Annotated in this window: 9 protein-coding genes; 5 read left to right on the top strand and 4 right to left on the bottom strand. The window is 70.9% G+C overall.

Annotated elements, in window-relative coordinates:
* Together AOK00_RS38090 and AOK00_RS04600 are read left to right on the top strand one after the other, a co-directional pair.
* A partial coding sequence (locus AOK00_RS38090; RefSeq protein WP_216822233.1) for a HEAT repeat domain-containing protein occupies positions 1 to 619 on the top strand: 619 nt, incomplete at its 5' end.
* Between the two features lie 202 nt (positions 620 to 821).
* The gene (locus AOK00_RS04600; protein ID WP_055599023.1) at positions 822 to 2,138 is read left to right on the top strand and encodes a M28 family metallopeptidase; all 1,317 of its coding nucleotides are present in this window, start codon (positions 822 to 824) and stop codon (positions 2,136 to 2,138) included.
* A 91-nt stretch (positions 2,139 to 2,229) separates the two neighbouring features.
* On the opposite strand, the gene AOK00_RS04595 is transcribed toward AOK00_RS04600, so the two are convergent.
* Positions 2,230 to 3,444 carry a LolA family protein gene (locus AOK00_RS04595; protein WP_055599029.1) on the bottom strand — a complete coding sequence of 405 codons (1,215 nt, stop codon included), beginning with the start codon at positions 3,442 to 3,444 and terminating at the stop codon, positions 2,230 to 2,232.
* A 252-nt stretch (positions 3,445 to 3,696) separates the two neighbouring features.
* On the bottom strand, positions 3,697 to 4,707 hold the full coding sequence (locus AOK00_RS04590; RefSeq protein WP_055599022.1) for a polyprenyl synthetase family protein: 1,011 nt from the start codon (positions 4,705 to 4,707) through the stop codon (positions 3,697 to 3,699).
* A gap of 210 nt (positions 4,708 to 4,917) precedes the next feature.
* Here AOK00_RS04590 and AOK00_RS04585 point away from each other — a divergent pair, with 210 nt between their 5' ends.
* Both AOK00_RS04585 and AOK00_RS04580 read left to right on the top strand, forming a co-directional pair.
* Positions 4,918 to 6,423 (top strand): peptide MFS transporter, encoded by a 1,506-nt coding sequence (locus tag AOK00_RS04585; protein ID WP_173861502.1) that lies wholly within the window; start codon positions 4,918 to 4,920, stop codon positions 6,421 to 6,423.
* A gap of 31 nt (positions 6,424 to 6,454) precedes the next feature.
* On the top strand, positions 6,455 to 8,455 hold the full coding sequence (locus AOK00_RS04580) for a CocE/NonD family hydrolase (RefSeq protein ID WP_055599021.1): 2,001 nt from the start codon (positions 6,455 to 6,457) through the stop codon (positions 8,453 to 8,455).
* Positions 8,456 to 8,629: 174 nt separating this feature from the next.
* Here the strand turns inward: AOK00_RS04580 and AOK00_RS04575 are convergent, their stop codons facing one another.
* Positions 8,630 to 9,967 carry a hypothetical protein gene (locus tag AOK00_RS04575; RefSeq protein WP_055599020.1) on the bottom strand — a complete coding sequence of 446 codons (1,338 nt, stop codon included), beginning with the start codon at positions 9,965 to 9,967 and terminating at the stop codon, positions 8,630 to 8,632.
* 291 nt (positions 9,968 to 10,258) lie between these two features.
* Here AOK00_RS04575 and fahA point away from each other — a divergent pair, with 291 nt between their 5' ends.
* The gene (gene fahA, locus AOK00_RS04570) at positions 10,259 to 11,485 is read left to right on the top strand and encodes a fumarylacetoacetase (RefSeq protein ID WP_055599019.1); all 1,227 of its coding nucleotides are present in this window, start codon (positions 10,259 to 10,261) and stop codon (positions 11,483 to 11,485) included.
* 9 nt (positions 11,486 to 11,494) lie between these two features.
* Here the strand turns inward: fahA and AOK00_RS04565 are convergent, their stop codons facing one another.
* Entirely contained in the window at positions 11,495 to 12,319 is an 825-nt protein-coding gene (locus tag AOK00_RS04565; protein WP_055599018.1) for a carbohydrate-binding protein, read from the bottom strand.
* Positions 12,320 to 12,346 lie beyond the last annotated feature (27 nt).

Raw genomic sequence — 12,346 nt, 5'->3', positions numbered from 1 at the left:
GTCACGGGCTCGTCGTCGTGCAGCCGTACGGCTGGCCGGCGACGAGCCCGTGACCGTCGGACGGTACAGCGACCACCGGCCCCCGCAGGTGTCGGCCGCCGAGGCCGTGCGGCGGGTCGCCGACGCCGCCGACTGCCGGGGCTGGGAGGTGTTCCTGCCGCGCTCCGTCGCCCCCGCCGAGGTCCGGCACATCCGGTCCGTACGGCAGGTCAACGGGTGGCGCTACCGACCCGACGCCCACGGCACACCGCCCTGCCTCTGTTTCGGCTGCCGGGATCGCGGCGGCTACGGCGCCCGCCGGCTCCGTGAGCGGCGGCCCCATCCGCTCGACGGGCCGCCGCCCGCTCCCCGCGTACTGCTCGCCCAGGTCGAGGCGGCCGAGGCCCGCGGCGACACGACGGCGCTCCGTGAGGCGCTCCGGTGGTACGGGATGCGGCGACGCGCTCCGCTGGCACGTCTCTCCCGGCTCGCCCGGCATGACGACCCGGCCGTGCGGATCGCCCTCGCCGAAGCCGCTGCCTCCTGGTCGACGCCCGGAGTCGACCTCCTTCTGAAGGAGTTGGCGGACGACCTCGATCCCGGGGTGCGAGAGGCCGCTCTGGACGCGCTTGTTCGGTGAGCGAACACACCTGACCGGTTTCCGCTCTTGACGCGGAGTCAAATTCTCGCTGAACATTCAGCACGCACAACAGAACATCTGAACACCCAGACAACTGAACACAGCACACGCACTCGCACAGCTCCAGCGCCTCGTGGCACTCAAGCCCGAGGCGTCTCGCACGTTCCGTCCCATCCCCGTTCGGAATCCGGAGCCCCCACAGATGAACATCTCCGTGCCCAGACGTGTCACCAAAGCCACCGCGGTCGCCGCTCTCGCGGCGCTCGCCCTAGCCGGGCTCACCGGCACCACCGCCTCGGCCAACCCGGCCGCGGCCGCCGCCGCACCCGACATCCCGCTGGCCAACGTCAAGCAGCACTTGACGGACCTCCAGTCGATAGCCACCGCCAACGGTGGCAACCGCGCCCACGGCCGTACCGGCTACAAGGCGTCGATCGACTTCGTGAAGGCCAAGCTGGACGCCGCCGGATACACCACCACCGTCCAACAGTTCACCTCGGGCGGATCCACCGGCTACAACCTGATAGCCGACTGGCCCGGCGGTGATCCGAACCAGGTCCTGATGGCCGGTTCGCACCTGGACTCCGTGTCCTCGGGTCCCGGCATCAACGACAACGGCTCCGGCTCCGCGGCCGTCCTCGAAACCGCCCTCGCCGTCGCCCGGTCCGGCTACCAGCCCACCAAGCACCTGCGTTTCGGCTGGTGGGGCGCGGAGGAGCTCGGTCTCGTCGGCTCGAAGTACTACGTGGCCCAGCTGCCCACCGCGGAGCGCGCCAAGCTCTCGGGCTACCTCAACTTCGACATGATCGGGTCGCCGAACCCGGGCTACTTCGTCTACGACGACGACCCGACGATCGAGACGACGTTCAAGAACTACTTCGCCGGTCTCGGCGTCCCGACGGAGATCGAGACGGAGGGCGACGGCCGCTCCGACCACGCCTCCTTCAAGAACGTCGGCGTCCCCGTCGGCGGCCTCTTCACGGGTGCCAGCCGGGTCAAGTCCAGTGCCCAGGTGCAGAAGTGGGGCGGTACGGCCACGGCCTTCGACCGCTGCTACCACTCGTCCTGCGACACGACGTCGAACATCAACGACACCGCCCTCGACCGCAACAGCGACGCGATCGCGCACGCGATCTGGACGCTGTCCGCCGGCACGACCACGCCGCCCCCCGGCAAGGTCTTCGAGAACACGGCCGACGTCTCGGTCCCGGACAACGGCGCCGCGGTGACCTCCACGGTCAACGTCACGGGTGTCACGGGCAACGCTCCGAGCAACCTCGCCGTCGGCGTGGACATCGTCCACACCTACCGCGGTGACCTCGTCGTCGACCTCGTCGCCCCGGACGGCTCGGTGTACAGCCTGTCCAACCGGTCGGGCGGCAGCGCCGACAACATCGTCCAGACCTTCACCGTGAACGCCTCCTCCGAGGTCGCCAACGGTGCCTGGAAGCTTCGCGTCCAGGACAAGGCCTCGGTCGACACCGGTTACATCAGCGGCTTCAAGCTGACGTTCCCGTAAGGCCGCAGGAACGGAAACACAAGAACGCCCGGGCGGGTCGGTGAACATCGCCCCCGACCCGCCCGGGGTCCCAACTCTCTTCCGTACGGCGCTACTTGCCGGCGTTCGCCGCGTCCACCAGAGCGTCCTTCGTCACCGCGCCGACGTAGACCTTGCCGTCGTCGGTGAGGAGCGCGTTCACGATCTTCGTCTTGAAGAGGGTGCCCGAGCCGAACTTGCCGGTGACCTTGTCGCCGAAGGAGTCCAGGAGCCCCTGGACCTCCTTCGGCGCCTCGTCCGTCCTGGGCGCCGGCGCCCCGGTGTCGATCTTCGCGATCGTCGTCCAGCCCTCGCCGATGACGTTCACGCCGCCCTTGCCGGAGTCGAGGCCGGGACCGAAGCCGCCGAACGCGTCCTCAAGGCCCTCCGGCAGCTGACCGCCGAACGGGTCGCCCTCCTCACCCGCCGCCTTCTCCGCCCCGCCCTCGGTCACCTTCGCGCCCGCCGGAGCCTTGAAGGTGAAGTCGGAGGCCGCCGGCTTCGAGAAGTCGACCTTCGTGAAGCCCGCGTCGACGACGGGCTTGCCGCCCTCGACCGAGGCGAGGGTGAACTTCAGCGGGGTGCCGTTCGCCGCGTCCACCGCGATCTTCACTGACTCGACCGTCGAACCGGACTGCTTCGGCTTGATCACCAGCTGGTACGCGTCCCGGCCGGCCACCTTCGCCGTACCGTCGACGGTGATCGAGGTGGTGTCGCCCGCCGCCTTCAGGACCTCGTCCGCGAGCTGCTTGGGCGTGCCCGGGAGCTCCTTGCCCTTCGGGCCGTCGTGGGCGCCCGGGGCGTCCGCGTCCGCCGGGGCCTTCTCGTGGAAGACCTCCTTGGACTTGCTGTCGTACGCCCAGACGTCGTCGCCGTTGTGGATCAGGCTGTACTCGTCGGAGCCGTCGAGCAGGGTCAGCTTCTGGCGCTCGGGGCCGTCCGCCGCCACCCGCAGGGTGTGGCTGCCGGAGACGAGCTGGGTCAGCCGCTCCGAGGGGTCGACCGACGCGCTGCCACCGGCGCCGCCGCCCATGCCGCCGGCGAGGCCGCCGAGGCCGGAGGTCAGGCCCTCCAGGGGCAGCCCCAGGTCGGTGGAGATCCGGAACGTGCCGGACAGGGTCTGGGTGTCGGAGGCGGCGATCTTCTCGATGAGCTGCTGGGCGGTGATCTCCGGCAGATCGGGGTCGCCGGACGCCGCCAGCGCCGGGACAAGGCCGATGGTCGCCGCGGCAACTCCTGCCACCGCGACCGGGACGATGTACCGGCTCGCCTTACGGGTCTGTGCCATGGTCTCCCCTACCTCCGTGCCCTTCACGGGCCCTCGTGGTCGATGTCTCCATCTCACCAAAAGGGAGGGGCTGAAGCGTCAGCCCCGGGGATCAACCTCACGTACTGCTTCGGGATGACCCGACCCTGAGACGGGCCGCCGTGCGACGGACCGCGTCAGGTCCGTCCGTACGCCGCCGCCGGACCGCGTCAGGCCTGTCCGTACGCCGCCGCCGGACCGCGCCGGACCGTCCGTACGCCGCTCCCGGGGGCGTCAGCCCGCCCGGTGCACCACCGCGTCGCACAGCTCCGCGAGAGCGGCCTTCGCGTACCCGTCCGGCAGCGGCGCGAGCATCGCGCGCGCCTCCTCCGCGTACCGCACGGTGTCCCGGCGGGCCTGCTCCAGGGCCGGGTGGGCGCGCAGTCGGCGCAGGACCTCGGCGTGCCGGGTGTCGTCGGTCAGGTCGCCGTCGACGAGGTCGACGAGCTCCAGGTCCTCGGGGCGCCCGTGGGCGGCGGCCGCGGCCCGCAGGTGCAGGACGGGCAGGGTGGGGATGCCCTCGCGGAGGTCGGTGCCGGGGGTCTTGCCGGACTCGTGGGAGTCGGAGGCGATGTCGAGGACGTCGTCGGCGAGCTGGAAGGCGACGCCGAGCCGTTCGCCGTACTGGGTGAGGATGTCGACGACGCTCTCGTCGGCTCCGGCCATCATGGCGCCGAAGCGGCAGGAGACGGCCACGAGGGAGCCGGTCTTGCCGCCGAGGACGTCGAGGTAGTGGTCGACCGGGTCGCGGCCCTCCTGCGGGCCCGCGGTCTCCAGGATCTGTCCGGTGACGAGCCGTTCGAACGCCTCGGACTGGATGCGTACGGCCTCGGGACCGAGGTCCGCGAGCGTGTGCGAGGCGCGGGCGAAGAGGAAGTCACCCGTGAGGACGGCGATCGAGTTGCCCCAGCGGGTGTTGGCGCTGTCGACGCCGCGCCGGACGTCTGCCTCGTCCATGACGTCGTCGTGGTACAGCGTGGCCAGGTGGGTGAGTTCGACGACGACGGCGGAGGGCACGACGCCGGGCGCGTAGGGGTCGCCGAACTGGGCGGCGAGCATCACGAGCAGGGGGCGGAACCGCTTGCCGCCGGCCAGGACGAGGTGCTGGGCGGCCTCCGTGATGAAGGGGACATCGCTCTTGGTGGCGTCGAGGAGGCCCGCCTCCACTGCCGCCAACCCGGTCTGGACATCGGCCTCAAGAGCCTGGTCCCGCACGCTAAGACCGAACGGCCCGACGACGGTCACGAGGGGGTCTCCTGTCTGCTGACGCCTGCTGATGTTCCCACGAATCGTTCACACGGATTGCTGGCGATCACGCTGACGATCACATGGATTGTCGATGTGTCGCTCGATTCACTCAAGCCAGCGTATCCGGTCACCTTTCGATCACCGTGGGCGCCTTCCCGTCACCCCCGGTATGTTCGGGATCAGCTCATACGACCAGGAGTATGCCCTTTGTCCCGAACAGCGATCGACACCGATACGAACGGCGAGCAGCCTCCCCCCGAGGACGACCGCGCCTTCCTCGGGCATCCCCGGGGGCTGCTGACCCTCTCCGGCCTGGAGGTCTGGGAGCGGTTCTCGTTCCTCGGCATGCAGGCGATCCTCGTCCTCTACTTCGCCGCGGCCGTCTCCGACGGCGGTCTCGGCATGGCGGCGGGCACCGCGGCCTCGGTCTCCGCGGCGTACGGCACGCTCGTCTACCTGGTCTCGGTGGCCGGCGGCTGGCTCGCGGACCGCATCCTCGGCTCGTACCGGGCGGTCCTCTGGGGCGGCATCCTGATCGCCTGCGGCCACTACGCGATGGCCGTGCCGACGGCCGCCATGACCTGGGTGGGCCTCGGCCTGATCAGCGCGGGCACGGGACTGCTCAAGCCGAACGTGGCGACCATGGTCGGCAAGCTGTACCGGACGGACGACGACCGCCGGGACGCCGGTTTCGCGCTCTACTACATGGCGATCAACATCGGCGCGTTCGCCGGCCCGCTGATCACCGGCTGGCTCGCCGACCACAAGGGCTACCACTGGGGCTTCTCGGCCGCCGCGCTCGGCATGACGTTCGGCCTCGTCCAGTACGTGGCGGGCCGCCGTCACCTGGCCGGACGCAAGCACTCCGCCGAGTTCGCGCTGGCCCCCGAGGCCATGCGGCGGGCGGTCCGGCTGATGATCGGCGGGGCGGTCGTCGTGGCCCTCGCCGCCACCGCCCTCGCGCTCGCCGGCTGGCTGACCATGGACCGGTTCGTGGACGTGCTGACCGTGATCTCGGTGATCGCGCCTGTCGTCTACTTCTGGGTGATGTTCACGAGCCCCCGGGTCACCGCGGAGGAGCGCGGCCGCCTCAAGCCGTACGTGGTGCTGTTCCTGGCCTCGGTCGTCTTCAACTTCATCCTGTTCCAGGCGTACTCGACGATGATCCTGCTGGCCTCCACCAACGCCCGTACGACCATCCTCGGCTTCGACTTCCCGGCGAGCTGGTACGCCTCCGCCCTCGGCGCCTTCGAGGTGGCCCTGGCGCCCGTCGTGGCCGCCGTCTGGGCCCGGATGGGGCACAGGCAGCCGCACGCCTCCAACAAGATCGCCTTCGGTGTGATCCTCGGCGGTCTGTCCTTCCTCCTGATGGTCCTGCCGACGTCCGGGCACGCCGACGACACCTACCGGATGGCCGCCTGGTGGATCGTCGGCTCGTACCTGCTGCTGGGCCTCGGAGACGTACTCCTGGAGACCTCCGGGATGTCGGCCACCAGCAAGCTCGCCCCGAAGGCCTTCTCCAGCCAGACCATGTCGCTCTGGTTCCTCTCGCTCGCGCTCGCCAACGGCATCCAGGCACAGATCGTGAAGCTCTACGACGACGTCTCCAAGCCCGTCTACTTCGGGGTGAACGGCGCCGTGGCCGTGGTCGTCGGCCTCGTCGTGATCGCCCTGGCGCCCTGGCTGCGCCGCACCATGCACCCCGTCCACTGAGGACGGCACACCCGTCCATTGAGGTGACCTGATGACGAAGATCCGTACCGAGTTCCCGTACGAGACCCGCCACGAGGACCTCCGCATCCCGCTCCCGGACGGAACCCGGCTGTACGCGCGCGTGTGGCGGCCGCTCACCGACGAGCCCGTGCCGGCTCTCCTGGAGTACCTGCCGTACCGGCTCACCGACTGGACGGCGCCCCGGGACTGGCAGCGCCACCCCTGGTACGCGGGCCACGGCTACGCCTCCGTACGGGTCGACGTCCGCGGCCACGGCAACAGCGAGGGCCTGCCCGGCGACGAGTACGACCCGGTCGAGCTCGCCGACGGCGTGGCCGTCGTGAACTGGCTCGCCGAGCAGCCGTGGTGCACCGGCAAGGTCGGCATGTTCGGCATCTCGTGGGGCGGCTTCAACTCGCTCCAGATCGCCGCGCTCGCCCCCGAGCCGCTCAAGGCGATCGTCACCGTCTGCTCCACCGACGACCGCTACGACAACGACGTCCACTACATGGGCGGCTCGGTCCTCGCCGTCGACATGCACGCCTGGGCCGCCACCATGCTCGCCTTCGTCTGCCGCCCGCCCGACCCGCGGTACGTGGGCGAGGAGTGGCGCGCGATGTGGCTGAAGCGCCTGGAGGCCGTGGAACCGTTCCTGCACACCTGGCTCTCCCACCAGACCCGCGACGCGTACTGGCGGCACGGCAGCGTCTGCGAGGACTACGGCGCGATCCGGGCCGCCGTCCTCGCCGTCGGCGGCTGGCACGACCCGTACCGCGACACCGTCCTGCGGCTCACCGAACACCTCCCCCAGGACCGGGTGCGCGGCATCATCGGCCCCTGGTCGCACCAGTACCCGGACCGCGGCCTGCCGCCCGGCCCGGCCATCGGCTTCCTCCAGGAGACCCTCCGCTGGTGGGACCACCACCTCAAGGACGCCGACAACGACGTGATGGCCGAGCCGCTGCTCCGCTCCTGGATCAGCGACTCGCACCTGCCGGCGACGGTGTACGACGAGCTGCCGGGACGCTGGGTCACCGACCCCGCCTGGCCCTCCCCGAACGTCACCCCCGTGACGTACGCCTTCCAGGGGGTGCCGGTCGTCGTCGACTCACCCCAGCAGACCGGGCTCGACGCGGGCCGCTTCTTCCCCTTCGGCAACGACGCCGACCTGCCGCCCGACCAGCGCGACGAGGACGCCCACTCGGCCTGCTTCGACTTCCCCGTCCCGGAGGACGGCGGCCCCGTGGAGATCCTCGGCCGCCCGTCGGTGAGCCTCGCCCTGCGCACGGCCGCCCCGACCGGACAGGTCGTCGCCCGGCTCTGCGACATCGCCCCCGACGGCTCCTCCACCCTGGTCACCCGGGGCGTGCTGAACTTCTCCGCCCGCTACGGCCGCGACCGGGCCGTCGAGGCGCAGATCGGCGAGACGGAGAGCTTCGTCTTCGAGCTGAACGGCATCGGCCACGCCTTCGCGCCCGGCCACCGGGTGCGCCTCGCGGTCTCGTCCACTTACTGGCCGTGGATCTGGCCGCAGCCGGACGCGGCCGGCTTCACCCTCGACCCGGCCGGCTCCTCCCTGACCCTGCCGGTCCGCCGCCCCACCGAGGACGCCGTCGAATGGGAGGAGCCGGAGCAGGCGGAACCGCTCGGCGTGGCGTTCCCGCGCACCCTGGAGGAACCGCGCCCGGAGCGGGTGGTGGTCAGGGACGTGGCGAAGGGGGAATGGACCCTGGAGGTCGACCCGAGGTACGGCGGCACGCGCGTGTACCCGGACGGCCTTGAGTTCACCGAGGACGCGGTGGAGACGTACACGATCGACGAGAGCGGTCCGCTGTCCGCCCGTACGAACTCGGAGTGGACGATCCGGCTGCACCGCCCGGAGCTGGCCTGGGACGTCACGGTCGACACCCGCTCGGAGATCACCTGCGACGCGGACGCGTTCTTCACGACGAACGAGGTGGTGTGCAAGGACGGCGGGGAGGTCGTCTTCCACCGGACATGGGAGAAGACAATTCCCAGAACGGCGGGGTGAATCCCGGGCGCGAACGGCCGGCGCGTTCCCTGACGCCCGGGCGCCGAGAGGTCCGAACCGTGCACCACCTGGGAGCCGTGTGCGCCCTGCTGAGCCTGATGGGGCCGGACAGCGCCGCGACATGAGTACGGGCCCGCACCCCGTGATGCCGGAGTGCGGGCCCGTACGAGTGGCTTACGCGTTCGCGCCGGCCTTGCGGCGGCGGGCGATCACCAGCGCGCCGGCGCCGAGGGCGACGGTCGCGGCGGCCACGAGGCCGAGCTGGGTGAGGTTCTCGTTCGCGCCGGTGGCGGCCAGGTTGCCCTTCACCGGGGTGTTCGAGGAACCGCCCTGCTGGGTGGTGTTGTTGTTGCCACCGGTGGTGGGCGCCGGGGTGGGCGTCGCGGTGGTCTCCGACGGGGTCGGCTTGGGCTCCGGCTTCGGCTTCGGCTTGTCGGTCTTGGCCGCGAGGATGTCGAAGTCCGCGTGCGCGTACTCCTCACCGATGCCGCAGGTCTTGTCGTTGTTCTCGTACGCGCCGACGGCGAAGGCGACACCGGGGCCGGCCGGGGTCTTGGCGTCGACCGTGAGGCGCAGCTTCACGTCGGCGTGACCGCCCTTGGCGATCGATCCGACCTCGATGAAGTCGAACTCCTCGTTGATCGGCGACCAGTGCGGGTTGCCGGCGCCGGTCCACTCGACGGTGATGTACCGCTTGAAGAAGCCGTCCTCGTCGATCGGCTCCTCGCCGTCCGGGAGGGCGGCGGCGTCGGCGTAGGCCCCGACCTCGTCCAGGACCCGGTCGGCGTTGTTGGTGATGCGCAGGGAGAAGACGGCGCTCGTGCCGACGGTGACCGTCTTGGGGCCGGTGAGCGCGACCTTGACGGCGTCGTCCTCCTTGCAGTCCCCGAAACCGTCGTTCTCGAACTCCTCCAGGGCCTTCTCGGCCTTGGCGAGGTCGGCACGGGCCACCGTCAGGTCCGCGTCGAGGAGGGAGATCTTCCGAGCGAGAGCGACGCGCGCGTCGTCGAAGGGCTTCGTGGCCTCCTTCGCCTTCTCGTGCCGGAGCTCGGCGGCGGCCAGGGTGGCGGCGGCGGCCTCGACGGCCGTCTTCGCGTCGGCGACTGCCTTCTCGGCCGCCTCCTTCTGCTCAGGCGTGGCGGCCGCGAGGGCCTCCTCGGCCTTGACCAGCTTCTCGTCGGCGTCCTTCTTGGCGGTCTTGGCCGTGCCGAGAGCCTTCCAGGCCTCGGAGAGCTCGGTCGCCAGTGCCGCGTCGAGCTTCATGTTCTTGAGCTCGGTCACGAGCGCCTCGCGCTCGGCCTCAAGCTTCTCGACCTTCTCCTCCGCCTTGGTGACGGCGGCGATGAGCTTCTCGTACTCGTCGAAGTCGGGGTCTTCGTCACCCGACGTCGTCTTCTGCGTCGACGCGGGCGTCGGCTTCGTGTCGGCGAAGGCGGGCGCGGCCGAGAGGAACACGACCGGGGTGGTCACAGCGGCGGCCACGGCGGTCGCGAGGATGCGACGAATCTTCACAGTGCGGGACCCTTTTTCCTGGTCAGGGAAGGATGAAAGAAATGCGGGGCGCGCGCCTGCGGCAACTTCACGCGGCGCGATACCACCCTGATCGTATGGCCAGGACCGGCCGTTCGGGAGGCCCGTTTTCGCAGCTCGGAGTGGGGTCGGGCACCTTCCGCCCACACAAAGCACGCAAAGGCCGACAGTTGCCCACGGAGGCCGCACTTTCTGTGTGATCCATGTCATCCACGCCCGACAGCGCGCCCCGTAACGTGTCCCCCACACACGTGGAAAGCGAGGCACGCACCGATGTCCGAGCACAGCCCGCTCGACCTGGCCGAGGGCGATCCCTTCGGCCCGCACAACCTCCCGTACGGCGTCTTCTCCACCGCCGACGAGCCCGACCGGCGCCGGCTCGGCGTCCGGATCGGCGGGCACGTGCTGGACGCGGGTGCCGCGGCGCACGCGCTCGGCTCCCCGTACGCGGCGCTCCTCGACCGACCGAGCCTCAACCCGCTGCTCGCGGCCGGGCGGACCGCCTGGCGTGACGTCCGCCGGGCGCTCACCGCCTGGCTCACGGTGCCGGCGCACCGGGCGGACATCGAGCCGCTGCTGCACCCGCTCGGCGAGGTGACCCTGCATCTGCCGTACGAGGTCGCCGACTACGTCGACTTCTACGCGAGCGAGCACCACGCGACGAACGTGGGCCGGATCTTCCGCCCGGACGGCGACGCGCTCACCCCCAACTGGAAGCACCTGCCGATCGGTTACCACGGTCGCGCGGGCACGGTCGTGGTCTCCGGCACCGATGTCGTACGCCCTTCGGGGCAGCGGAAGGCCCCGACGGACCCGGCCCCGGTCTTCGGCCCCTCGGTCAAGCTGGACATCGAGGCGGAGGTCGGCTTCCTGGTCGGCACCCCGTCGGAGCTCGGCAAGCCGGTCGCGCTCGCCGACTTCCGGGAGCACGTCTTCGGTCTGACGCTGCTCAACGACTGGTCGGCGCGGGACGTGCAGGCCTGGGAGTACGTGCCGCTGGGCCCGTTCCTCGGCAAGTCGTTCCAGACCTCGGTGGCGGCGTGGGTGACGCCCCTGGAGGCACTGGACACCGCCCGGACCGCCCCGCCCGCGCGGGACTTCCCGCTCCTTCCGTACCTGGACGACGCGGGTGAGGAGGAGCCGGGCGGCTTCGACGTGCGGATCACGGTGGAGATCAACGGCGAGGCGGTGGCCGAGCCGCCGTTCTCCACCATGTACTGGACGGCCGCTCAGCAGCTCGCCCACATGACGGTGAACGGCGCCTCGCTGCGTACGGGTGACCTGTACGGCTCCGGGACGGTGTCCGGGCCCGAGGTGAACCAGCGCGGTTCACTGCTGGAGCTCACCTGGAACGGCCGGGACGCGATCGAACTCGCCGGTGGCAAGCGGACGTTCCTGGAGGACGGCGACGAGGTCGTGATGACGGCCTGGGCGCCGGGCCCGGACGGCACGCGGGTGGGTCTTGGCGAGGTCCGGGGCCGGATCGTCCCCTCGGCCTGACCGGCCCGCCTACACGGCCCGCCAGAGCGCGGGCACGTTCGGCGGCTCCCAGCCGGCCTGGCCGGTGTGTGCCTGGAGGCACACATAGGCCGGGCCGCCGTACGTGACCCGGTCCCCGACCCGGTAGGCGGTCCCGGCGGCCCAACTCCCGCCGGGCGGCTGGGTGGTCGCGGTCGCGGTGGGACTCGGGCCGGGGTTCTGCGGCACGTTCAGGACGAAGTCGAAGGCCGCCTCCTTGGCCCCGCCCGCGTCCCGCACGCTCATCAGGAGCCGGGCGTCGAAGATGCTGTCGGTGTTGTTGCGGGGCTCGCCCGGGAAGTACAGCTGCGAGGTGAGCACCGGGCGCCCGGGCGCCTGCACCTTGACGTGGAGGTGCCTGGTGCGGCCCGGATAGAGGCCGGGCACGATCGTGGTCAGCCTGAACGCGCCCTGGGCGTCGGTGAACTGGTGCCCGCGGAACCGGAATCCGGTGTTGTCGTAGGCGCCGTTGGTGTCGGCCTGCCAGAAGTCGAGCAGGGCGCCGGCTATCGGCCGGCAGGCGAGCCCGAAGACATAGCCGCTCACGGTCAGCCGGACGCCGGCCGTGCCCGACTCCAACAGGCTGCTCCGCAAAGGAGAGTTGGGCTTGAAGTACGGGCCCTCGGTCTGCGGCGGGGTGGGGTCGTCGCCGTCGTCGCACTCCGGCGTCAGCGCGGGCGCCACCTCGCCCGTGGCGAGCGTACGGGCGAGCGCCGGTACGCCCATGAGGACCGTGGGCGCCGCGATGCCGGCCGCGAGCGCGGCCCGCAGCACCGCCTTACGGGTGACGTGCCCGGTACTGGTCTCGTTGTCCATGCCTGCCTGCTCCTCGCGTGGGGGCTG

The organism is Streptomyces aureus (genome assembly GCF_001418135.1).
Lineage (GTDB): Bacteria > Actinomycetota > Actinomycetes > Streptomycetales > Streptomycetaceae > Streptomyces > Streptomyces aureus_A.
This window is presented reverse-complemented; position numbering and strand designations above follow the sequence as displayed.